This window comes from Streptomyces sp. NPDC002573 (assembly GCF_042889625.1).
In the GTDB taxonomy this organism is placed as follows: domain Bacteria; phylum Actinomycetota; class Actinomycetes; order Streptomycetales; family Streptomycetaceae; genus Streptomyces; species Streptomyces gibsoniae.
In genome coordinates, this window is record NZ_JBIARC010000005.1 from 203,219 (window position 1) to 226,082 (window position 22,864).

A 22,864-nucleotide genomic window follows, 5' to 3' on the forward strand; every position below is an offset into this window, starting at 1 on the left:
AGGGGCTTCTTTCGGCAAAATACGTCACTTCAATTGACTGAGTTACTCAAGTGCTCCTACCTTTCCCGGCGTTGGGTACAGGCTAAGCCCACGGGAGGGTTCCATGCCCACGCACCGAAGAGCCGCCCTCGTCACCCTCGTCTCCGCGATCCTGGCCGCCGGTGTCCCGGGCGCCGTCGCCCAGGCCCCGCCCGCGTCCCCGGACGTCTATGTGTCCCCGTCCGGGAACGACCACGCCGACGGCACCGCCCGCCACCCGGTCCGCACCCTGGAACGCGCCCGCGATCTGGCCCGGACCCGCGTCGGGGATCTGCAGGCCGATCTGACGATCCATCTCGCGTCGGGCACCTACCGGCTGACGGACCCCCTCGTCCTCGACGCCCGCGACTCCGGCACCCATGGCCATCGCGTCATCTGGCAGGGCACGGGCGACACCGTCGTCAGCGGCGGCCGCCGGGTCACCGGCTGGCGGCCGGTCCGGGGCCGGCCGGGCCTCTGGACCGCGCCCGCACCCCAAGAGCTCACCGACACACGGCAGTTGTACGTCGACGGGGTGCGCGCCCAGCGGGCCCGGGGCGCCGTCCCGGTGACCCTGACCCAGACGGCGACCGGCTACACGGCGTCCTCCGACGCCATCGCCCACTGGAAGCGCCCCTCCGACGCCGAGTTCGTCTACACCAGCGGCGAGGCGCTGTGGAACATCGAGCGCAACGGCCTCGGCCAGTGGACCGAGCCCCGCTGCCGTATCGCCTCCGCCGAGGGCACCACCATCACCATGGCCCAGCCGTGCTGGGACAACTCCAACAAGCGGGTCGAGTTCCCGGCCATCCCCGGTCGCACGGTCAGCATGGTCGGGCCGGGCCGGCTCACCAACAGCGGCAGGGCGACCTATGTCGAGAACGCCTACGAACTCCTCGACCAGCCCGGCGAGTGGTACCTCGACCGCGGTGCCCACCGCGTCTACTACCTGCCGCGCAAGGGCGAGAACCTCGGCCGGTCCGACGTCGAGGCGCCCGCCGCCGAGAAACTGGTCGACGGCCGGGGCACCGCCGACGCGCCCGTGCACGACATCGTCCTGCGCGGGCTGCGGTTCAGCTACGCGACCTGGCTGACCCCGTCCGGACCCGAGGGCTTCTCCGAGATCCAGGCCGGCTACACCGTCACCGGCGACCGGGGCTGGGCCACCCAGGGCCTGTGCCACTACGTCGACGGCGGCACCTGCCCGTTCGCCTCCTGGACGAAGATGCCCGGCAACGTGTCCTTCACCTACGGGCAGCGCATCGCCTTCGCCGACGACGTCTTCGCCCATCTCGGCGCCTCCGGGCTGGACCTCGGGACGGGCAGCGAGGACTCCACCGTCAGCGGCAGCGTCTTCACCGACATCTCCGGCAACGGCCTGGAGATCGGCGGCGTGGACGGTCAAACACCCGCCTCGGGCGTTCAGGTGACGAACAATCACCTCTACGGCCTGCCCCGCGAGTACCACGGTGGCGTGGCGATCCTCAACGGCTACACCGCGCACGACACCATCGCCCACAACCAGATCGACCATGTCGGCTACAGCGCCGTCTCGATGGGCTGGGGCGGCTGGCCCGACAAGATCGGCGACCCGGCGACCCCGAACCCCAGCCACGACAACGCGGTCCGCGACAACCTGATCTACGACTACATGCAGATGCTCGACGACGGCGGCGGCGTCTACACCCAGGGCCTGACCGGCACGTCGATGGCCGACGGCGAGCAGGTCACCGGCAATGTCATCCACGACCAGTGGGGCCTCGGCAAGAGCGTCTACACCGACAACGGCTGCACCTACGAGACGGTCCAGGGCAACGTCCTGTTCCACGCCTCGTACGCCAACGTCGCCTCCCGCCACACCGACTACCGCGATGACCTGGGCAACAACGACCCGACCCTGGTCAAGGACAACTGGTGGGAGGAGGGCACGGCCGACAGTGACAACAAGGGCCTGGTGACGACCGGCAACAAGATCATGACGGCGCTGTCGGACGTCCCGTCCAGGATCGTCGCCGACGCGGGTCTCGAACCGGCCTACCGCGGACTGCTCCACCGGGAGACCGGCGGACCCTCCGCCCCCGAGGCGCCCTCCCGCGTCGGCACGGGCACGGCGGGCGCGGACGCCCTGTACGTCACCTTCAACCCGAGCTTCGTCGAGGGGAGTTCGCCGGTGACGGGCTACACCGCCCGTGCCTACGACACCACCGGCCGGCAGGTCGGCGAACAGTCGGTCACCGCCGGGGACCTCCGGCGCACCGCGCTCGTCAGGATCGGCGGACTGCCCTCCACCGGCGGCCCGTTCACGGTGACGGTCATCGCGGCCAACGCCCACGGCACGAGCGCCCCGTCCCTGGCCTCGCTCCCGCTGACCCCCACCGCCGCCACCGTGCTGCCCGCGGCGCCGACGGGCCCGAAGCTGCGGACGCAGTCCACGGCGGCCACCCTCGCCTGGACCCCGCCGGCCGCGACCGGCGACGCCAAGGTGACCGGCTACCGGGTGACGGTCTCCGACGGCCGCGACCCGATCGAGGTGACGGGCCGGGACGTCCTGGTCACCCAGCCGTCCGCCAAAGGCATGTTCCGGGTGATCGGCGGTCTGCGGCCGGGCACCTCGTACACGGTCACGGTCGCCGCGGTGACGGCCGCCGGCACCGGCCCGGCGGCGACGGTGACGGCGAGGACCGCGCCGTGACCACCCGCACCTCTCCCGCGGGCATCGGCTGACCGCCCACGGGCGCCCACCGGCGGTGGGCGCCCGTGACGCGCGGCGCTCTCAGGCCCCGAGGGCCGTCAGCAGCGGCAGCCGGGCCTCGTCGTAGCGTTCCAGCACCACGTCGGCCACCTCCGGCGCGGGCCCCAGGACATCGGCCAGCACGTCCGCCTCGGCGGCGCCCCGGGCGATGCGGTCCGGCAGAAAACCCGGGGCCAGGACGTACGGCGCCACGGCCACCCGTGCGCAGCCCGCCGCCCGCAGTTCCCGCACCGCGTCCTCGGTGCGGGGCAGGGAAGCGGAGGCGAACGCAGGCCGCACGGCGCACCAACCGGTGTGCCGCCACTCCCGCGCGATGTCAGCGATCACTGCGATCGCCTCCGGGTCCGTCGACCCCGCCGAGGCCAGCACGACCCCGGTCGAGGACTTGTCGGCGGGGGACAGCCCCGCCTCGTACAGCCGCCGCTCCAGCGCGTCGAGCAGCAGCGGCGAGGGTCCCAGCACCTCCGCCTGCCGGATCCGCAGCCGGGGCGGAGCCTCCCGCAGAACCGCCGGGATGTCCGCCTTCGCATGGAACGCCCGCGTCAGCAGCAGGGGGAGCGCCACGGCGTCGCGCACTCCCTCGTCCGCCAGCGACTCCAGGACCCCCTGCACGGAGGGGACGTTGAAGTCCAGGAAGCCGGTCTCCACACGCAGCCCTGGCCGCAGCGACCGTACCCGCCGGACGAGGGCGTGCACCGTCGCGGCATGCCGCGGATCGCGGCTGCCGTGGGCGATGACCACCAGGACGGGGCGGACCGGCTTCGGATGCATGGGATGTCAGCCCTTGACGAGAAGACCGCGACTGCGCAGCACCCACCGCTCCAGCGGACTGAAGATCAGCAGGTCGATCGCGATACCGACGATCAGGATCAGGATGACGGCCTCGAAGACCATGGACATGGAACTGGCGTTGCGGCCGTTCTCCAGCAGCGCGCCCAGTCCGATGCCGAGGTCGGGCGAGGAGGCGATGATCTCCGCCGCCATCAGCGAGCGCCAGGAGAAGGCCCAGCCCTGCTTCAGACCCGCCAGATAGCCCGGCAGCGCGGCGGGCATGACGATGTGCCAGGTGCCCCTGAGCCCGGTCGCCCCCATCGTCCTGCCCGCCCGCAGGAACAGCGGCGGCACCTGGTCGGCACCGGACACCAGGCCGTTGGCGATCGACGGCACGGCACCGAGCAGGATCACCGCGTACATCATCGAGTTGTTCAGGCCCAGCCAGATCACCGCAGGCGGCACCCAGGCCACCGACGGGAGCGACTGGAGCCCGGACAGGATCGGGCCGATGGCCGCGCGCACGAACTTCACACGGGCCACCAGCAGGCCCAGCGGGGTGCCGATCGCCAGGGCGAACAGGAAGCCCAGCAGACCGCGAGAGACGCTGGTCCAGATGTAGCCGAGCAGCTTGCCCTGGAGCCAGGCCTCCTCCACCTCGCCCCATACGTCGGCGGGGGACGGCAGCTTGGTCGGATCGTCGACGATCTTGAAGGAGACCAGTGCCTGCCAGACCAGCACCACGAACGCGATCGCGAGGAGCGGCGGCAGGATCTTGTTGACGAAGGTCTGCCGGAAGGGCGTCCGGCCGGTGGCGGAGACCTCCAGGGCGTCGAGGCCCGCCTCCAGGCCGCCCAGCCCGGCGCTGTCCCTGACGGAGGAGTCCGCCGTCGGGTCGGTGGTCTCAGTGCTGGCCATGACGGCGGATCTCCCCACGCAGTACTTCGGTGATCTCGACGGACAGTTCCGCCACCGGGGCGTCCTCGATACGGCGGGGCTGCGGGATGTCGACCGTCCACTCGCGCGCCACCCGGCCCGGACGCGAGGACAGCAGCACGACGCGCTGCGCCAGCCGGACCGCCTCACGCACGTTGTGCGTGACGAACAGCACGGACAGGCCCGTCTCCGCCCAGATCCGGGTCAGCTCGTCGTGCAGCACGTCCCGGGTGATCGCGTCGAGCGCCGCGAACGGCTCGTCCATCAGCAGCAGCTGACTGTCCTGCGCCAGGGCCCGGGCCATGGCGACACGCTGGCGCATACCGCCGGAGAGCTCGTGCACCCGCTTTCCGTACGAGCCCTGGAGACGGACCAGTTCGAGCAGCTCCTCGGCCTTGCCGCGCCGCTCGCTCTTCGGAACGCCCCGCAGCTTCAGGGCGAGTTCGATGTTCTTGCCCGCGGTCAGCCAGGGGAACAGGGCGTGTTCCTGGAACATCAGCGCCGGGCGCCCCTGGGTGGTGATGTCGCCCGCGGAGGGCCTGTCGAGCCCCGCGACCAGGTTGAGCAGGGTGGACTTGCCGCAGCCCGAGGCCCCCAGGAGGGTGACGAACTCACCCGGAGCGACATCCAGGGTGATGTCGTCGAGGACGAGCTGCTGTCCGGCGGGCCCGGCGAAGGACTTCGAGACATGCTCGATCCGCGCGGCGTGCTCCACCGACGCGGCGCCTTCGGCGGCCTTGGCGAGAGCGGTGGCCATGGTCGTCACCTCCTGGGAACTCTTCGGGACCGGGCTTACTTCGCGCCGAGACCGGCGTCGTCGACGGTGCTCTCGCCCTCGTCCTTGAGGACCTTGTTCAGCAGGGTCAGGTCGTAGATGCCGGCCAGCTTCGGGTCCTTCAGCAGACCGGACTTGACCGCGTGCTGCGCCTCGGTGTTCAGGGTCGAGGCCAGCGGGTCGTCGGTGATCTGGATCGACTTCCACGCCGGGTCCAGCACGTTCGCCGGCAGTGCCTTGCCGGAGTCGGCCTCCAGCTGCTTGTTCGCCGCGGCCTTGGCCTCGTCCGGGTTGGCGTTGATCCACTTGTTGGTGTCGACCGACGCCCTGAGGACCGCCTCCACGGCCTTCGGGTGCTCCGTGAGGAACTTCTGCGACACGATGATGTTCGTGATCACGAACTTCTCGCCGGGCCACAGCGACGACTCGTCCAGCAGGACCTTGCCGCCCTCCGCCACCAGCTTGGACGCGGTCGGCTCCGGCACCCAGGCGCCGTCGATCGAGCCGGTCTTGAAGGCGTCGGGGGTGACCTTGTTGTCGGTGCGGACCACCGAGACATCGCCCTTGCCGCTCTCCGGGTCGACCTTCCAGCCCTGTTCCGCGACCCAGTTGAGGAAGGCCACGTCCTGCGTGTTGCCGAGCTGAGGCGTCGCGATCTTCTTGCCCTTGACGTCCTTCAGCGACTTGATCTTCTTCGGGTCGACGACGAGCTTCACCCCGCCGGACGCCGAACCGCCGATGATGCGCAGGCTCTTCCCGTCGGACTTGGTGTAGCCGTTGATCGCCGGGGAGGGTCCGATCCAGCCGATGTCGATGGCACCGGAGTTGAGGGCCTCGATCTCGGAGGGACCGGCGTTGAAGATCTGGTACTTGGCCTGCGTGCCGCCGAGCGACTTCTGGAAGAAGCCCTTCTGGACGCCGACGAGTGCGGTCGCGTGGGTGAGGTTGCCGAAGTAGCCGATCTTCACGGAGTCGAGACCGTCGATCTTCTTGGCTCCGGCGACGATCTTCTGGCTGGAGGAGTCGTCCTTGGCCTCGGACCCGTAGCCGCAGGCGGCGAGGGTGAGGAGGGGGAGAACGGCGAGTGCGGCTATGGCGCCGCGAAGCGGGGAGCGGTTGGCAGGCACGGGAGGCGGTCCTCTCGTTGGCCCGGCGGTCACGGTCTCTCAGGTGGTCGTGGCCGGGAGTTCGGCTGAGGGTCTTCGTCGCTGCTGGGACGTCAGGTGGGGGGACTGGGCGCGCAGGCGGTGCGCGTACGTCATCGCGCACATCGCGCCACTCCGCCCTGCCCGCTCCCGAGGGCGCCGCTGCCGACGCGGCCGCCCTCCTTCGCGAACATCGAGTAGAAGCAGGTGGTGGTCATGGTCAGAAGTCCCACCCGTCGCCGTCGGCGTGGTCCTTCACCGGCTCGGGCGCGGCGAACGACTCGCCGACCATGCCCGCGGTGAGCGTGGTGCCGTCGGCCGGGTCGATCAGGATGAACGATCCGGTGCGGCGGGAGTCCGCGTACGCGTCCACCGGCAGCGGCTCCGCGGTACGGATCTTCACCCGGCCGATGTCGTTGGCGACGAGCTGACCCGGGTGCGGGTGCAGGGACAGGTCGTCCAGGGTGAGGCGGGACGGGATGTCCTTGACGACCGCCTTGACCGTGCGGGTGCCGTGCTTGAGCAGCACCCGGTGGCCGACGGTCAGCGCCTGGTCCGCGACATGGCAGACCGTCGCCTCGATGTCCTGGGTGGTCGCGGGCGCGTCCTTGCTCGGCACGATCAGGTCGCCGCGCGAGATGTCGATGTCGTCCTCCAGCAGGAGGGTCACCGACTGCGGGGTCCACGCCACGTCGACCGGCCTGCCCAGCAGGTCGATCCCGGAGACCTTCGTGGTCCGGCCGGAGGGCAGCACGGTGACCTGCTCGCCGACGCGGAAGGTGCCGGCCGCGATCTGGCCCGCGTAACCCCGGTAGTCGGGGTGCTCGGTGCTCTGCGGGCGGATCACGTACTGCACGGGCAGGCGCGCGTGGCAGTGCGCCAGATCGTGGCTGACCGGGACCGTCTCCAGGTGCTCCAGGACGGTGGGGCCGCCGTACCAGTCCATGTTCGCGGACGGCTCCACCACGTTGTCACCGGCCAGCGCCGAGATCGGGATCGCGGTGACCTCGGGGACGCCCAGCTCGGTCGCGTACGCCGTGAACTCCTTGGCGATCGCCGCGAACACCGACTCCTGGTAGTCCACGAGGTCCATCTTGTTCACGGCGAGGACCACGTGCGGGACGCGCAGCAGGGCGGCGATCGCGGCGTGACGGCGGGTCTGCTCGACGACGCCGTTGCGGGCGTCGACCAGGACCACCGTCAGCTCGGCGGTGGAGGCACCGGTGACCATGTTCCGCGTGTACTGCACATGGCCGGGGGTGTCGGCGAGGATGAACCGCCGGCGGGGCGTGGCGAAGTAGCGGTACGCCACGTCGATGGTGATGCCCTGTTCGCGCTCGGCGCGCAGGCCGTCGGTGAGCAGCGCGAGGTCCGGACCTTCCTTGCCGCGGCTCGCCGAGGCGCGCTCCACGGCCTCCAGCTGGTCGGCGAGCACCGACTTGGAGTCGTGCAGCAGCCGCCCGACGAGCGTGGACTTGCCGTCGTCGACCGAGCCGGCGGTGGCGAACCGCAGGAGGGTGGTGGCGGAGAGTTCCGTGGTCGTGGTCATGGCTAGAAGTACCCCTCGCGCTTGCGGTCCTCCATGGCGGCCTCGGACAGCTTGTCGTCCGCGCGGGTGGCGCCGCGCTCGGTGAGCCGGGAGGCGGCGATCTCGGCGATCACCTGCTCCAGGGTCACCGCCTCCGAGTCCACGGCACCGGTGCAGGACATGTCACCGACGGTCCGGTAGCGCACCAGGCGCCGCTCGACCGTCTCGCCCTCCTTGGGCCCGCCCCAGTCGCCCCCGGTCAGCCACATGCCGCTGCGCCGGAAGACGTCGCGCTCATGGGCGAAGTAGATCTCGGGCAGTTCGATGCCCTCTCGGGCGATGTACTGCCACACGTCCAGTTCGGTCCAGTTGGACAGGGGGAACACCCGGACGTGTTCGCCGGCCGCGTGGCGGCCGTTGTAGAGCTGCCACAGCTCGGGGCGCTGGCGGCGCGGGTCCCACTGGGAGAACTCGTCGCGCAGCGAGAAGACGCGCTCCTTGGCGCGGGCCTTCTCCTCGTCCCGGCGGCCGCCGCCGAAGACGGCATCGAACCGCTCCGCCTGGATCTTCTCGGTCAGGGGCAGGGTCTGCAGGGGGTTCCGGGTGCCGTCGGGGCGCTCCTTGAGCACCCCGCGGTCGATGTAGTCCTGCACGGACGCCACATGCAGCCGCAGCCCGTGCCGCGCGACGGCGCGGTCGCGGTACTCCAGCACCTCGGGGAAGTTGTGCCCGGTGTCCACGTGCAGCAGCGAGAACGGCACCGGCGCGGGCGTGAACGCCTTCAGCGCCAGGTGCAGCATGACGATGGAGTCCTTGCCGCCGGAGAACAGGATCACCGGCCGCTCGAACTCGCCCGCCACCTCACGGAAGACATGGACGGCCTCGGACTCCAGCGCGTCCAGATGGGACAGGGCGTACGGGCTGTCCGTGCCCCCGGTGGTCGAGGTGGCGGTGGTCGTCATGCCAGCCCCCTTTCGCTGAGCAGCGCGTGCACCGCGGCCGCCGACTCCTGCACGGTCTGGTTCTGGGACTCGATCCGCAGATCGGGGGACTCGGGCTCCTCGTACGGGTCGTCGACCCCCGTCAGGCCCGTCAGTTCGCCCGCGGCCTGCTTGGCGTACAGGCCCTTCACATCGCGTACGGAGCACACCTCCACAGGCGTCGCCACATGCACCTCGATGTACGGCGCCCCGCTCTCCTGGTGGCGCTTGCGCACCGCCTCGCGGCTGTCCGCGTACGGCGCGATCACCGGGACCAGCGCCTTGACGCCGTTCCGGGCGAGCAGATCCGCGAGAAAGCCGATGCGCTGCACGTTCGTGTGCCGGTCCGCGCGGCTGAAGCCGAGGCCCGCGGAGATGAACTCGCGGATCTCGTCGCCGTCGAGCACCTCGACCCGGTGGCCCTCCGCGCGCAGCCGGCCGGCCAGCTCGTAGGCGATCGTGGTCTTGCCGGCGCTCGGCAGACCCGTGAGCCAGACGGTGGCTCCGGTTGTCACGGGGGTCTCCCTGGTTGTCGGAACGTTCGTGGAAAGCTGAGTCATGGTCAGCCGTGCAGCCCGCACTCGGTCTTGGCGCGGCCCGCCCAGCGACCGGCGCGCGCGTCCTCGCCCGCCAGGACCCGGCGGGTGCAGGGAGCGCAGCCCACGGAGGCATAGCCGTCCATCAGCAACGGGTTGGTGAGGACGCCGTGTTCGGCGATGTACGCCTCCACGTCCTCCTGGGTCCAGCGGGCGATCGGCGAGACCTTGACCTTCTGCCGCTTCTCGTCCCAGCCGACGACCGGGGTGTTCGCCCGGGTCGGGGACTCGTCGCGGCGCAGTCCGGTCGCCCAGGCGTCATAGCCCGTGAGGCCTTCCTCCAGGGGCTGGACCTTGCGCAGCTTGCAGCACAGGTCGGGATCCCGGTCGTGCAGCCGGGGCCCGTACTCGGCGTCCTGCTCGGCGACCGTCTGCCGCGGGGTGAGCGTGATGACGTTGACGTCCATCACGGCCTCGACCGCGTCGCGGGTGCCGATGGTCTCCGGGAAGTGGTAGCCGGTGTCGAGGAACACGACATCCACACCCGGCATCGCGCGGGAGGCGAGGTGGGCCACCACCGCGTCCTCCATCGAGGAGGTCACGCAGAAGCGTTTGCCGAACGTCTCGGCCGCCCACGCGAGGATCTCCAGCGCGGAGGCGTCCTCCAGATCGCGGCCCGCCTGCTCGGCGAGCGCCCTCAACTCGTCGGTGCCGCACTCTTGCTGAGTCGTCGTCATATCCCGTCCCCTCCGCTGTCGGCTCGCCGGAGCCCCTGGGCCAGCAGGCCCAGGAACTTCAGCTGGAAGGCTCGATTGCACGCCGCGCATTCCCATGCGCCATGTCCCTGTTCGCTGGGACGAAGGTCCTCGTCGCCGCAGTAGGGGCAGTAGAAGGGGGCCGCTCGCTCGCTCACGACAGCGCCTCCTCGGACGCCCGGGCCGCCCAGGTCGCGAACCGCTCGCCGTCCTCACGCTCCGCCTGGAAGCGCTTGAGTACCCGCTCGATGTAGTCCGGCAGTTCGTCGGAGGTGACCTTCAGACCGCGGACCTTGCGGCCGAAGCCGGCCTCCAGGCCGAGCGCGCCGCCCAGGTGCACCTGGTAGCCCTCGACCTGCTCGCCGTTGTCGTTCAGGACCAGCTGGCCCTTGAGACCGATGTCCGCCACCTGGATACGGGCGCAGGCGTTCGGGCAGCCGTTGATGTTGATGGTGAGCGGCTCGTCGAAGTCCGGGATGCGGCGCTCCAGTTCGTCGATCAGCGCGGAACCGCGCGCCTTGGTCTCGACGATGGCGAGCTTGCAGAACTCGATGCCGGTGCAGGCCATGGTGCCGCGCCGGAACGAGGACGGCTTCACCCTGAGGTCGAGCGCCTCCAGGCCCTCGACCAGCGAGTCGATCTGGTCCTGCTCGACGTCGAGCACGATCATCTTCTGCTCGGCGGTCGTCCGGACCCGGCCGGAGCCGTGTGCCTCGGCGAGGTCCGCGATCTTCGTCAGCGTCGTCCCGTCCACACGGCCCACCCGCGGCGCGAACCCGACGTAGTAGCGGCCGTCCTTCTGCCGGTGCACCCCGACGTGGTCGCGCCAGCGCTCCACGGGCTGTGCGGGCGCCGGACCGTCCGTCAGTTTCCGCTTCAGGTACTCGCCCTCCAGCACCTGACGGAACTTCTCCACGCCCCAGTCGGCGACCAGGAACTTCAGCCGGGCGCGGTTGCGCAGCCGGCGGTAGCCGTAGTCACGGAAGATCGAGATGACGCCCTCGTGGACGTCCGGCACCTCGTCCAGCGGTACCCAGGCGCCGAGCCGCTGCCCGATCTTCGGGTTGGTGGACAGACCGCCGCCGACCCACACGTCGAAGCCGGGGCCGTGCTCCGGGTGGACCACGCCGACGAAGGCGACGTCGTTGATCTCGTGGGCCACGTCGAGCAGCGGCGATCCCGAGATCGCGGTCTTGAACTTGCGCGGCAGGTTCGAGTACGCCTTGTTGCCGATGACCCGGCGGTGGATCTCCTCGATGGCCGGGGTGCCGTCGACGATCTCGTCCTCGGCGATACCGGCGACGGGCGAGCCGAGGATCACGCGGGGCGTGTCGCCGCAGGCCTCGGTGGTGGACAGCCCGACGGCCTCCAGACGGTTCCAGATCTCGGGGACGTCCTCGATCCGGATCCAGTGGTACTGGACGTTCTGCCGGTCGGTGATGTCGGCGGTGCCGCGGGCGAACTCCTGCGAGACCTCACCGATGACGCGCAGCTGCCGGGTCGTCAGCCGGCCGCCGTCGATGCGGACGCGGAGCATGAAGTGCCTGTCGTCCAGCTCCTCCGGCTCCAGAATCGCGGTCTTGCCGCCGTCGATCCCGGGCTTGCGCTGGGTGTACAGACCCCACCAGCGCATCCGGCCGCGCAGATCGCTGGGGTCGATGGAGTCGAAGCCGCGCCGGGAGTAGATCGTCTCAATACGTGTCCGCACATTGAGACCGTCGTCGTCCTTCTTGAACTGTTCGTTGCCGTTGAGCGGGGTGAAGTGACCCACCGCCCACTGACCCTCGCCACGGTGACGGCTCACCTTGCGGCGGGGCGTGGCGGAATTCTGCGGGGTGGCGGCCATGGTGAGTACGTCCTTCGGACAGACGGGGGCAGCGGCTCTTACCTGCGTTTACAGGCGCATGTCACAAGTGCGCGGCTCTGCGCGAGGGTGAGGAAGAGAAGAAAAAAGGGAACTGGCTGGAGTCTCAGCTCGCCGGACAGATGGCGCTGGACATGCGGCCGAGATCGACGTGTCGTCGACTCACCAAGGCGATTCCAGTTCCAGACATGACGGAAGCGTGGCACGGCGTATTGGACCCAGTCCAGATCCGTCCGTGATGTGGACACCCCTGTCCCGAGATGCGGGACAGTGGTGTCCTTGGTCACATGGCGGGGCCCGCCGTGTGGATGCAGGTCAGGCCGGGTAAGCCCCCATCCAGGGCCCCGGCGTGGGCACGTCGGGCTCCTCCTCGACCTTGGTGTCGAAGAGCCGGAAGCCCCGGCGCTGGTAGTTGTCCATCGCGTGTTCGCCGTCCTTGCTGCACGTGTGCAGCCACACCCGCTTGGTCGGCACGCACCCCGACCGGCGGTCCGCGAGGTCCCAGGCGCGCGCGGTGCCGTACGAGAGCAGGTGTCCCCCGATCCGCCGCCCGCGGAACGCCGGGAGCAGCCCGAAGTAGGCGATCTCGACGACCCCTTCCTCCACGGGGTCCAGCTCGACATACCCGGCCGGTGTGCCCCGGTCGTAGGCGACCCAGGTCTCCACGCCCGGCCGCTCCAGGTACTCCTGCCACCGTGCGTAGGTCCAGCCCAGCCGGTCGGTCCAATGGATGTCCCCGCCGACCGACGCGTACAGGAAGCGGCTGAACGCCGGCGAGGGCACCTCCGCGCGGACGATCCGGACATCGCCCTCGGGGGCCGTGGCGGGCCGCAGATCGGCCGGGGAGGTCTGTTCCAGGGACCACGTGGTCACGGTGAGGGTGCTCATGCGGTCAGGGAATCATGGGGACACGCGGCCTGACGAGGGGGGGTCCGCCCCCCGGACTCCGGCCGGTCCGCGTTCGCTGCTGCGGTGTGTCGTCGGTCCGGCCGGTCGTGCGTCCGCTACTCCAGCGCGTCGTCGACGGAGTTGAGCGGCACCGCGTACAGCACCCGTCCGTCGGCCGAGCCCGTCCCCGAGTCGTCGTCCTCGCCGACCGCGCCCTCCGTAAGCGTCCACAGTTCGCCCGTCTGCTGCCAGTACGACAGGGACGTGGTGTGCCGGCCCCAGCAGGCATGGGTCTCGTCGGCCGCGCAGGTGGTCGCCTTCGCGCCGGAGGCGGTCTGCCGCCAGAGCGTTCCGTGCCGGCCGCCGACGGTGGGCGCGCGGTCGACGTACCAGTCCGGCCGGGCTTCCCCCGGGCGCTTGTGCGACAGCACGCCCTGGACCCCGGCCGCGTCGGTCTCGTAGGTCTCGGTCGCCCGGACGCCTCCGTGCGCGTCTGTGGCCAGCAGTCCGGTGCGGCCGGGGACGGTGCTGTAGGCGTAGCGCCACAGGCGGGCCGGCCGGTTGGTGCCGCCGGGAGGGAACCACTCGCTCGCCACCAGGCTGTCCGGGGTCGAGGTGCGGTCCAGGGAGAGGGCGGAGAAACAGGGGACCGTGCGGTCGTCCGCTGTCGAACAGGGGCCGCCGGTCAGGCGGTAGGAGCCGATCTCGGGCAGCACGAACTGGTAGCCGTGCGCCGAGTAGCCGCCCTTGACCCGGCCGATGGCGTCACTGTCGACGTCCGCCTTCAGGATGCGCTGGAGGTCGAAGACGAGCAGGGAGTCGCGGGCGGTGACGATCAGCTTGTCCTGGTGCCACACCATCCCGGACAGACGGGTGCGTACGGCTTCGAAGCCCTTGCCGTCGGCGCTGGGGGCGACCAGCAGGACCCAGCGGTAGGCGAGGCGGGCCGGGTCGTTCGCGTCGATGAATGCGACCCGGGCGAGCCCCCGGTCGGCGGCGGGGGAACGGCGCCCGGCGTGGCGGTCGTCGTGCGTCCAGCCGGACAGGACGACCCGGTCGGGACCCCAGCGGCCGTCGTCGTCGGCGTCCCCGGAGGTGGTGACGGACCGGGGGCGCCACTGGGGGGTCGTCGCGTCGCCGTTGTCCCAGCAGTACGCGCGCGTGGCCGCCGGCTTCACCGGCAGCGCGGCCGTCTCGGCGGCGTCGCACGCGGACCGGTCGCGCATCGGGTGGTCGGCGGCCTGAAGGACGTCGTGGACGCTCACGCGGCCGCCCATCGCACGGGTGAGCGAGTCGAGTGTGCGCCGGTCGGTGAGGTTCTCGTGGAGGCGGAGCCCGGCGGTCTCCGCCGCGGTGGTGACCCGGGTCAGGCCCCCGGGGTTGTCCCCGCCCGCGGCCTGGGAGGTGCTGATCAGCGTGGCAGCGGCGGTGAGCGCCAGTGCGGTTCCGGCGAGCGTGGCCCGCAGCGCACGGCCCCGGCGCCTGCGGCGGTGTCTGCCACGGTGCTTCATACGACCTCCCGGCGTAGGCCAACTGCTCCTCACGATCCGCACGTTGACGGGAGAAGCGGGTGGGGTGGCCTGTGAAGGGGATGCTACGGCAGACGGATGCGGCACCGGTCGAAGACCCGGGAAATAAAGGGATATCCCCACCGTGAGGGCTAGCTCCTGTCGTCGAACTCCCGTCGTCCGCCCGGAGGGCGGGCTCTGCGGCGAGAGTGCGTGCATGGCGTCGCGGGGCAGGCAGGAGTTTGACGACAACTCCTAGGACGTGTGGCGAAAGTCCCGCCTGCCTCAGGGCGTCTCGGTGTCACGGTGACGCGGTGATGCTTCGGGCCCGCACCACCGTCGGTGCCACCGAGTGCGGCAGCAGGTCCGTGGGGTCCGCGGGAAGCAGCACCTCCACCTCCGCCGCATCACGGAAACGATACGGCCGGTGTTCCAGAAAGGCCCCGAGGTACCGCCTGACCCGGGACATCTCCGCGCGCACCGTCACCGTGCGAGCGGGGTCGCCGAACAGGTCGGCGGAGAGGTCGGCGGCCGAGCGGCCCGCGCGGTGGAGCGCGAGGAGGTACAGCAACTCGGCGTGCCGCGGGCTCAGTTCATGGGTCCAGGAACCCGTGTCGCCCGACACCGTCACCGACCAGCGGCGCGGGTGCGCCACATCCAGGACCACGCGGCTCGCGCGCTCCGGCGCGGGCGCGTCGGCCGCGCGGATCAGCCAGCCGTCCGGCAGCGGCTCCACCGTGCAGAGCCCCACCGCCGGCAGCAGGGAGCGGCCGGGGGCGAGCGACACGGGCAGGGCCACCCGGCTCACATACGGCATCCCGGTCACCGCCGCCGTCCAGCCGTCCTTGTCCACCGCCAGCGCTCGGCCGCCGAGCCCGGCGAGCAGGGGCGCCGCCACCGCGCGCAGCCGGTCCAGCGAGGTCAGATGCAACTCGCGCAGCCGGGCCTCGGCGAGCTTGGCCACCGTGTCGACCCAGGCGACCGTCGCCGGATGCATGGTCCGCAGCGGGCCGCTGATGTCCACGACGCCGATCAGCCGGCCGTCGCGCGGATCCGTGATCGGGGCGCCGGTGCACGTCCAGGAGGCGTGGGAGCGTACGAGGTGCTCGGACGCGAACACCTGCACCGGACGCCGGGTCACCGCCGGGGTGCCCACGCCGTTGGTGCCGACGACCCCCTCGCCCCAGTCCGCGCCCGGTTCGAAGCCCAGCCCGTCCGCCTTGCGCAGGACCGAGGGGCTGCCCTCGCGCCACAGCACCCGGCCGTCCGCGTCGGCGACCACCATGATGTGGTGCGCGACGTCCGCGACCGACAGCAGGCCCTCCCGCAGCACGGGCAGCACCTGACGGAGCGGCGAGTCGCGGCGCCGCCGCTCGATCTCGTCATGGGTGAGCGGCCGGGCCCGGACGTCGTGCTCCGGGTCGACGCCGCCGCGCAGCGCTCGCCCCCACGACGCCTCGATCACCGGGCGCGGCGGGACGGGGGCGCGCTGCCCAGAGAGCGTCGCGCTGCGCACCTCGCTCAGCACATGCGCCGCCTGCGCGGGATTAACGGCGGCGAGCCGCGTGACGTCGTTCGCCGAGTGCGCCACTGGAACCTCCCCCAAGGACCTGTCGCTGCCGTCCGGCCTGTCCGCCGCGGGTCGCCCGAGCCGGTGGCGAGAACGTGCCGTGCGCGGTCCCTCCCGCGCCGGCGTCCGTGCGCCCCCGGCCCCCGGCCTCGGCGGCTCGCCCGCCGCGCCCGTCGGCTGTTTCCGGCCGGATCAACCGGACCTGTGTTGACGGTGGTCCTCATAGTGCCCTCTGCTCACGGCGGAGGGGGGCACTCCGGCCATTTGTGGGCAGTGACTTGCAACCCTCTGCAACCCTGGCGGACATCCCCGGGCTGGTTGAAACTTGTGCAACGTCGCTCCGGCGGCGTCCGCGCTCCTTCTGGGGGGCCAGACCAGCGGGGGTGGTGCCGTGTCGGCGCAGCACCACCCCCGCGTACGCTCCTACGTCCCGTTGTGCGCCGTAGACGTCAGAGGGCCGCTCGCGCCCGCTCCACCACCGTGGCCAGATCCAGCGTGTGCGGCAGGGTGCCGAAGGCCGTGCCCCAGTCGCCGCCCAGCCGGGAGGCGCAGAAGGCGTCGGCGACCTCCGTCGGGGCGTACCGGACGAGCAGCGATCCCTGGAGCACCAGCGCCATCCGCTCCACCAGCCGGCGCGCCCGCGCCTCGATGCCCTCCAGGTCGGCGAGCTCGGTGAGCAGGTCCTTGATCGCGCCGTCCAGCCGGTGGTCCGCGCCACGGGCCCGGCCGACCTCCTGGAGGAAGGCGTTCAGGGAGCCCGGCTCGCGCTGCATGGCCCGCAGCACGTCGAGCGCCTGCACATTGCCCGCGCCCTCCCAGATCGAGTTCAGCGGCGACTCCCGCAGCAGCCGGGGCATGCCCGACTCCTCGACGTAGCCGTTGCCGCCGAGGCACTCGGAGGCCTCGACCACCACCGGGGTGCAGCGCTTGGTCACCCAGTACTTCGCGGCGGGCACCGCGAGCCGCAGCAACGCCCGCTCCTGCTCGCTCCCGTCGTCGTACGCCGCCGCCAGCCGCAGCGCCAGCGTCGTCGCCGCCTCCGACTCCAGGGCCAGGTCCGCCAGCACGTTGCGCATCAGCGGCTTGTCGACGAGCCTGCCGCCGAACGCCTCCCGGTAGTCGCAGTGGTGGATCGCCTGCACCAGCGCCTGCCGCATCAGCGCGGTCGAGCCGAGGACGCAGTCGAGCCGCGTGGCCGCGACCATCTCGATGATGGTCCGCACCCCGCGCCCCTCCTCGCCGACCCGGCGCGCCCAGGTGCCGTCGAACTCCACCTCGCTGGAAGCGTTCGACCGGTTGCCCAGCTTGTCCTTGAGCCGCTGGATCATGAACACGTTCCGGGTGCCGTCCTCCAGCACACGCGGGACGAGGAAGCAGGTCAGTCCTCCCGGTGCCTGCGCCAGTACCAGGAACCCGTCGGACATGGGCGCCGAGCAGAACCACTTGTGGCCCCGCAGCTCGTACGTCCCGTCCTCCGCGAGCGGCCGGGCCTCGGTCGTGTTCGCGCGTACGTCGCTGCCGCCCTGCTTCTCCGTCATCCCCATGCCGAAGAGCACCCCGGCCTTCTGCGCGGCGGGCCGCAGACCCCGCTCGTAGACCAGAGAGGTCAGCCGGGGCTCCCACTCGGCGGCGAGCGCCGGGTCCGTGCGCAGGGCCGGCACCGCGGCGTGCGTCATCGACAACGGGCAGCCGTTGCCCGCCTCGACCTGCGACCAGACCGTGAACGCGGCCGCGCGCCGCACATGACCGCCCGGCCGTACCCAGGCCGCGGTCAGCCCCGCGGAGACCCCCTTGCCGAGCAGCCGGTGCCAGGCCGGGTGGAACTCGACCTCGTCGATCCGGTTGCCGTAGCGGTCGTGGGTGCGCAGCTTCGGCGGGTTCTCGTTGGCCTGGACCCCCCACTCCTGCACCTGGGTGGAACCGGCACTGCGCCCGACTCCGGACAACTCGCCGCGCGCCTCGTCGAGGAGCGCAGGGTCAAGATGCCGCTCGACGGCCTCCACGAGGGCGCGATCGGCGGTGAAGACGTCGTACTCGACCAGCGGTGGAGCCTGGTTGGTCACGGTGTGCGTGGTGGCTGCCATGGGGCGAACTTACCCCTGAGTACGCCCCTCGGTCACCCGTGTCTGCGGGCATACGGCCGCCCCCTCGGGAAGCGGCCCGGGCGGGGGATGAGGGCAGGCCCGGGCGACGGATACCGTTAGGGCGTGCAGTCAGCAGCAAGTGAACCCCCCAAGCGGCCGTCGGGCCGCCTCCACCGGGCGCGCGCCCTGTACCGGAACGTCTCCAAGCGCAGGACCGCCTGGCTGCTGCTGAAGGACACGGTCAACTCGTGCATGGAGTACCGCATCCTCGGACTCGCGGCCGAGGCGGCGTTCTTCACGCTGCTGTCCGTGCCGCCGCTGCTGCTCAGCCTGATCGGGCTGCTCGGCTACGTGGACGCCTGGACCGGCGCCGACACCATCCAGAGCCTGGAGCACAACATCCTGGAGGCGTCCCGCACGGTCCTGTCCGACAAGGGCGTCACGGAGATCGCCCAGCCGATCCTGCACGACGTGATGAAGGGCGGCCGGCCCGACGTCATCTCCATCGGTTTCCTGTTCGCCCTGTGGTCGGGGTCCCGGGCGGTGAACGTCTTCATCGAGACGATCACGGTGATGTACGGGCTCGACGGCGCCCGGGGGATCGTGAAGACCCGGCTGCTGTCGTTCTTCCTGTTCATCGTGGCGCTGCTGATCGGCTCGGTGGCACTGCCGCTGATGGTCGCCGGTCCGGACGCCGTGGTGAACGTCGTGCCGTGGTCCACGACGGTGGTGCAGATCCTGTACTGGCCGGTGGTCATCGTCCTGTCGATCGTCTTCCTGACGACCCTCTACCACGTGTCCGTGCCGGTGCGTTCCGCATGGGTGGAGGACGTGCCCGGCGCCCTGGTGGCCCTCGCGATGTGGGTGCTGGGAAGCTTCCTGCTGCGCATCTACCTCACCCACACGATCGAGGGGCCGACGATCTACGGCTCGCTCGCCGCGCCCGTGGCCGTGCTGCTGTGGATCGGGGTGTCCGCCTTCGCCGTGCTGGTCGGTGCCGCCGTCAACGCGGCCATCGACCGGGTGTGGCCCGCCGCGGCCACGGCCGCGGCCCGCGAGGCGAACGAGCGGCTGCGGGCGGAGCAGGCCGCCGAGTACGTGGCCCGCGCCACCGCGGCGCGCGCCACCGACCCCGACGACCCCGACGACCCGGACATGCCCTCCGAGTTCCCGGAGCGCTGGTCCCGCTTCCTGCCCCACGAGGACGTGACCGCACGCCTGCGCACGCATGCGCGCAGCGCGGCCCCCCAGCCCGGGAAGAAGGACGACACCGCGGGGGATTAGGAACCGAGGTCCGTCCTAGGCTCGGGCCGTGTCCTTCCGCGTTCTCGTGTACACCCGCACCACCGGCTACCGCCACGACTCCATCCCGGACGCCGTCGCCGCCGTACGCGCCCTCGGCGCCGCGCACGGCTTCGACGTCGACGCGGGCGAGGACCCCGCCCTCTTGGAGGCGTCCCTCGACGGGTACGCGGCGGTGGTCTTCCTGTCCACCAGCGGCGAGGTCCTCACCGCCGAGGGGCGCGCCCGGCTGGCCGCCCACGTGGAGGGCGGCGCCGGCTTCGCCGGCGTCCACGCCGCCGCCTGCACCGAGGAGGACTGGCCGTACTACGGCGAACTGCTCGGCGCCCGGTTCGCGCGGCACCCGGAGTACCAGCCGGGCAAGGCGCTGATCGAGGACCGTGCTCATCCGGCGACCGCGCATCTGCCCGCCGTCTGGGAGTTCACGGACGAGTGGTACGACTTCCGCTCCAGCCCCCGCGGTTCGGCGCGTGTCCTCGTCGCCGCGGACGAGTCCTCGTACGAAGGCGGCGGGATGGGCGACGACCATCCGCTGGTGTGGTGCCGCGAACAGGGCGCGGGACGGGTCTTCTACACGGCGCTCGGCCACGCCCCCGAGGCGTACGCGGACCCGCTCTTCCGGGCCCATCTGCTCGGCGGCATCCGTTGGGTGGCCCGGGTGCGGTAGCCCGGCGTGCTGTGCAAGGGGGCCGGACGGGGAAGAGATGAGATGCGACGAGGCGGGCCGCGCCCGGGCGATCGGGCGGTCCCGCAGACGGGCGGGCACGTCCCGGCAGGTCGGGTGGCCGGGCGGCCCCCAGGCGATGAGGAGGGACCGGATGGAGCGTGCGGACGAGGCGACAGCGAACCCGGTGCACACGGCGGACCCCGTGGTCCGCACCCCCTACGGCGCCGTACGCGGACGGTACGAGCACGGGATCGCCGTCTTCCGGGGCATCCCCTTCGCCGCCCCGCCCTTCGGCCCGCGCCGCTTCCGCCCACCCGTGGCGCCCGAGCCCTGGGACGGTGTGCGGGACGCGGGCGCGTTCGGGCCGACGCCCCCGAAGCCGCCGTACTCACCGGCGTTCGCCCGCTATCTGGCCGACCCGGTGGTCGCGGGCGACGACTGCCTCAACCTCAATGTGTGGACACCGGCACCGGACCCGGGAGCCCGGCTCCCGGTCATGGTGTGGATCCACGGCGGCGCCCTGACCCGCGGCTCCTCCGCCGTGCCCGTCTACGACGGCAGCGCCTTCGCCCGCGACGGGGTCGTCCTCGTCTCCTTCAACTACCGCCTCGGAGTGGAGGGGTACGGCCTCTTCCCGGACGCCCCGCCCAACCCGGGACTGCGCGACCAGCTCGCCGCGCTGGAGTGGGTGCACGACGCGATCGCCGCGTTCGGCGGGGATCCGGGCCGGGTGACCGTCTTCGGCGAGTCCGCGGGCGCCATCAGCATCGGCGCGCTGCTGGCGAGTCCGCACGCCCGGGGACTGTTCCAGCGGGCCGCGCTGCAGAGCGGGCCGCCCGAGTCGACGGAACGGGACAAGGTGCGGCGCCTGGTGCGGCGCATGGCGGCCCGGCTGAAGGTGCCGGCCACCGCGGCCGCGTTCGCCGAGGTGGACCGCGGGCTGCTGGCCGAGGCACAGGCGGAGGTGGGCCGCCGGGCCGGCCCGATCCTCGGCGGGCCCGCCTTCGGGATCGTCGTCGACGGCGACCTGGTGCCGCGTGACCCCCTGGAGGCGCTGCTCGACGGCGCCGCCGGGGACGTACCCCTGCTCCTCGGCTGGACCAGTGAGGAGTACCGGCTGTGGCTCGTGCCCACCGGCCTGGCCGAACGCATCGACCGGCTGGGCGCGGTGGCGCTGGCCGGGGCGATGGCCCGCTGCCGCTGCGGCCCCGAGGTGCCCCGCGGCTACCGCACGGCCCACCCGGACGCCCCGGCCTCCGACCTGGTGGGCCAGATGGTCACCGACCATCTGCTCCGGTGTCCGCTGCACCGGCTGGCCGGCTCCCGCACGGGCGGCGACCGCGCGCCCTGCCATGTCTACGAGTTCGCCTGGCGCTCCCGGGTGCCCGGTCTCGGCGCCTGTCACGCCCTGGAGCTCGGCTTCGTGTTCGACAGCGCGGAGGTGCCGGAGTCCGCGAAACTGGCCGGCCCCGGCGCGCCCCGGGATCTCGCCCACGAGATGCACACGGCGTGGGTGCGCTTCGCGACGGACGGCGCCCCGGGCTGGCCGGCCTGGGACGCCACCCATCCCGTGCGTGTCTTCGGCGGGGACGGGGAGCCCGTGGTCCCTGGCCTCCGGGACCCGGAGATGGCGCTGTGGGAGGCGGCGGCCACGCGCCCGGAGCCGGTGCCCGCCGCACCGGGCGTGGCGAGCGGCTCGCTCCTCAAGGGAGTGACCCCGCTGTCGGCCGTACGGCGTCTGCGCCGACCGGGGGCCGCCCCGCGGGGGTAGACCGGACCTACGCGGGCGCCACCGACGACAGCGAGCGGACACGCGGACACGGCGAGGCTCAGTCCGACGCCGGGTCCGCACCCGCCCCCAGCGTGTCCGCGATCGACGTGATCGCCTCCGGGCCCACCCGGCAGCAACCGCCGATCAGCCGGGCCCCGGCCGTACGCCAGCGCGTGACCTCCCTGGCGCTGAACGTGCTGCGGCCGTCCCAGGCGCGGGCCTCGGCGTCCCATGTCTCACCGCTGTTCGGGTAGACCACCACCGGCTTGCCGGTCACCCGTGCGGCCGTCTCCACCGCGGCCTCGACGTCCTCGGGCGCGCAGCAGTTCACGCCCACCGCGATCACCTCGTCCGCGTCGGCGGCCAGGGCGAACGCCTCCTGGAGCGGCTGCCCGGCGCGTGTACGGTCGCCGGAGACGGTGTACGACAGCCAGGCGGGAACGCCCAGCCCGCGCACCGCCCGCAGCAGCGCCTCGGCCTCCTCCGCGTCGGGCACCGTCTCCAGGGCCAGCACGTCGGGCCGGGCCGCGGCCAGCACCTCCAGGCGCGGACGGTGGAAGTCCGCCAGCTCGGCGACGGTGAGGCCGTAGCGGCCCCGGTACTCGGAGCCGTCCGCGAGCATCGCCCCGTACGGACCGACGGACGCCGCCACCCACAGCGGCCGGGTGACGCCCTTCGCGCGCGCCCGTCGCGCCGCCTCGCGGGCGAGGCCGACGCTCAGGGCGATCAGCCCGGCCGCGCGGTCGTGACCGAGGCCGCGCCGGGCGAAGCCCTCGAAGGTCGCCTGGTAGCTCGCGGTGATCGCCACGTCCGCGCCCGCCTCGAAGTACGCGAGGTGCGCCTCGGTGACGGCCTCGGGCCGCTCCGCCAGCAGCCGCGCCGACCACAGCGCGTCGCTCAGGTCGTGCCCGGCCGACGCGAGCTGGTTCGACATGCCGCCGTCCAGGACGACCGTCCCGGCGGCGAGCGCCTCGGCGAGGGTGGGGGTGGTGTCGCTGGCCATGACCCGACGCT

General features: G+C 72.0%; 20 protein-coding genes. 4 read left to right on the forward strand and 16 right to left on the reverse strand.

Going from position 1 to position 22,864, the window contains the following annotated elements:
* The first annotated feature begins 103 nt into the window (after positions 1–103).
* Positions 104–2,710 (forward strand): fibronectin type III domain-containing protein, encoded by a 2,607-nt coding sequence (locus tag ACFYX0_RS07415; RefSeq protein WP_388967423.1) that lies wholly within the window; start codon positions 104–106, stop codon positions 2,708–2,710.
* An 81-nt stretch (positions 2,711–2,791) separates the two neighbouring features.
* Here ACFYX0_RS07415 and ACFYX0_RS07420 read toward each other — a convergent pair whose 3' ends face one another.
* The 15 genes from ACFYX0_RS07420 to ACFYX0_RS07490 all read right to left on the reverse strand — a co-directional run bounded on the left by ACFYX0_RS07420 (position 2,792) and on the right by ACFYX0_RS07490 (position 18,110).
* Positions 2,792–3,541 carry a sirohydrochlorin chelatase gene (locus ACFYX0_RS07420; protein WP_388967426.1) on the reverse strand — a complete coding sequence of 250 codons (750 nt, stop codon included), beginning with the start codon at positions 3,539–3,541 and terminating at the stop codon, positions 2,792–2,794.
* A gap of 6 nt (positions 3,542–3,547) precedes the next feature.
* A complete protein-coding gene (locus tag ACFYX0_RS07425) occupies positions 3,548–4,459 on the reverse strand; it encodes an ABC transporter permease (RefSeq protein ID WP_388967429.1) in 912 nt (303 codons plus the stop codon).
* Positions 4,446–5,234 carry an ABC transporter ATP-binding protein gene (locus ACFYX0_RS07430; protein ID WP_388967432.1) on the reverse strand — a complete coding sequence of 263 codons (789 nt, stop codon included), beginning with the start codon at positions 5,232–5,234 and terminating at the stop codon, positions 4,446–4,448. The genes ACFYX0_RS07425 and ACFYX0_RS07430 overlap by 14 nt, the downstream gene beginning before the upstream one ends.
* 35 nt (positions 5,235–5,269) lie before the next feature.
* Complete coding sequence (locus ACFYX0_RS07435; protein ID WP_388967434.1) at positions 5,270–6,379, reverse strand: aliphatic sulfonate ABC transporter substrate-binding protein; 1,110 nt, start codon at positions 6,377–6,379, stop codon at positions 5,270–5,272.
* Between the two features lie 238 nt (positions 6,380–6,617).
* Positions 6,618–7,946, reverse strand: coding sequence for a sulfate adenylyltransferase subunit 1 (locus tag ACFYX0_RS07440; RefSeq protein ID WP_388967437.1), 1,329 nt, complete (start codon positions 7,944–7,946; stop codon positions 6,618–6,620).
* 2 nt (positions 7,947–7,948) lie between these two features.
* Positions 7,949–8,887, reverse strand: coding sequence for a sulfate adenylyltransferase subunit CysD (gene cysD / locus ACFYX0_RS07445; RefSeq protein WP_388967440.1), 939 nt, complete (start codon positions 8,885–8,887; stop codon positions 7,949–7,951).
* Positions 8,884–9,465 carry an adenylyl-sulfate kinase gene (gene cysC, locus ACFYX0_RS07450; RefSeq protein ID WP_355905929.1) on the reverse strand — a complete coding sequence of 194 codons (582 nt, stop codon included), beginning with the start codon at positions 9,463–9,465 and terminating at the stop codon, positions 8,884–8,886. Before cysC ends, cysD begins: the two co-directional genes overlap by 4 nt.
* A gap of 2 nt (positions 9,466–9,467) precedes the next feature.
* Complete coding sequence (locus tag ACFYX0_RS07455) at positions 9,468–10,178, reverse strand: phosphoadenylyl-sulfate reductase (RefSeq protein ID WP_388967443.1); 711 nt, start codon at positions 10,176–10,178, stop codon at positions 9,468–9,470.
* Entirely contained in the window at positions 10,175–10,354 is a 180-nt protein-coding gene (locus tag ACFYX0_RS07460) for a hypothetical protein (protein ID WP_311700139.1), read from the reverse strand. The genes ACFYX0_RS07455 and ACFYX0_RS07460 overlap by 4 nt, the downstream gene beginning before the upstream one ends.
* On the reverse strand, positions 10,351–12,042 hold the full coding sequence (locus ACFYX0_RS07465) for a nitrite/sulfite reductase (RefSeq protein ID WP_388967446.1): 1,692 nt from the start codon (positions 12,040–12,042) through the stop codon (positions 10,351–10,353). The genes ACFYX0_RS07460 and ACFYX0_RS07465 overlap by 4 nt, the downstream gene beginning before the upstream one ends.
* A 124-nt stretch (positions 12,043–12,166) precedes the next feature.
* Complete coding sequence (locus ACFYX0_RS07470) at positions 12,167–12,250, reverse strand: putative leader peptide (RefSeq protein ID WP_309486338.1); 84 nt, start codon at positions 12,248–12,250, stop codon at positions 12,167–12,169.
* Between the two features lie 125 nt (positions 12,251–12,375).
* A complete protein-coding gene (locus ACFYX0_RS07475) occupies positions 12,376–12,948 on the reverse strand; it encodes a GNAT family N-acetyltransferase (RefSeq protein ID WP_388967449.1) in 573 nt (190 codons plus the stop codon).
* 116 nt (positions 12,949–13,064) lie between these two features.
* Entirely contained in the window at positions 13,065–14,459 is a 1,395-nt protein-coding gene (locus ACFYX0_RS07480; RefSeq protein ID WP_388967452.1) for a hypothetical protein, read from the reverse strand.
* Positions 14,460–14,757: 298 nt separating this feature from the next.
* Complete coding sequence (locus ACFYX0_RS07485; protein ID WP_388967455.1) at positions 14,758–16,047, reverse strand: GAF domain-containing protein; 1,290 nt, start codon at positions 16,045–16,047, stop codon at positions 14,758–14,760.
* Between the two features lie 428 nt (positions 16,048–16,475).
* Positions 16,476–18,110: an acyl-CoA dehydrogenase family protein gene (locus tag ACFYX0_RS07490; RefSeq protein WP_388967458.1), complete on the reverse strand. Its 1,635-nt coding sequence runs from the start codon at positions 18,108–18,110 to the stop codon at positions 16,476–16,478.
* Positions 18,111–18,233: 123 nt separating this feature from the next.
* Here ACFYX0_RS07490 and ACFYX0_RS07495 point away from each other — a divergent pair, with 123 nt between their 5' ends.
* The 3 genes from ACFYX0_RS07495 (at position 18,234) to ACFYX0_RS07505 (ending at position 21,850) form a co-directional block, all read left to right on the forward strand.
* The gene (locus ACFYX0_RS07495) at positions 18,234–19,394 is read left to right on the forward strand and encodes a YihY/virulence factor BrkB family protein (protein WP_388967461.1); all 1,161 of its coding nucleotides are present in this window, start codon (positions 18,234–18,236) and stop codon (positions 19,392–19,394) included.
* A 28-nt stretch (positions 19,395–19,422) separates the two neighbouring features.
* Complete coding sequence (locus ACFYX0_RS07500) at positions 19,423–20,079, forward strand: ThuA domain-containing protein (protein ID WP_388967464.1); 657 nt, start codon at positions 19,423–19,425, stop codon at positions 20,077–20,079.
* Positions 20,080–20,230: 151 nt separating this feature from the next.
* Complete coding sequence (locus tag ACFYX0_RS07505) at positions 20,231–21,850, forward strand: carboxylesterase/lipase family protein (protein WP_388967468.1); 1,620 nt, start codon at positions 20,231–20,233, stop codon at positions 21,848–21,850.
* 58 nt (positions 21,851–21,908) lie between these two features.
* Here the strand turns inward: ACFYX0_RS07505 and mmuM are convergent, their stop codons facing one another.
* Positions 21,909–22,853 (reverse strand): homocysteine S-methyltransferase, encoded by a 945-nt coding sequence (gene mmuM / locus ACFYX0_RS07510; RefSeq protein ID WP_388967476.1) that lies wholly within the window; start codon positions 22,851–22,853, stop codon positions 21,909–21,911.
* Positions 22,854–22,864 lie beyond the last annotated feature (11 nt).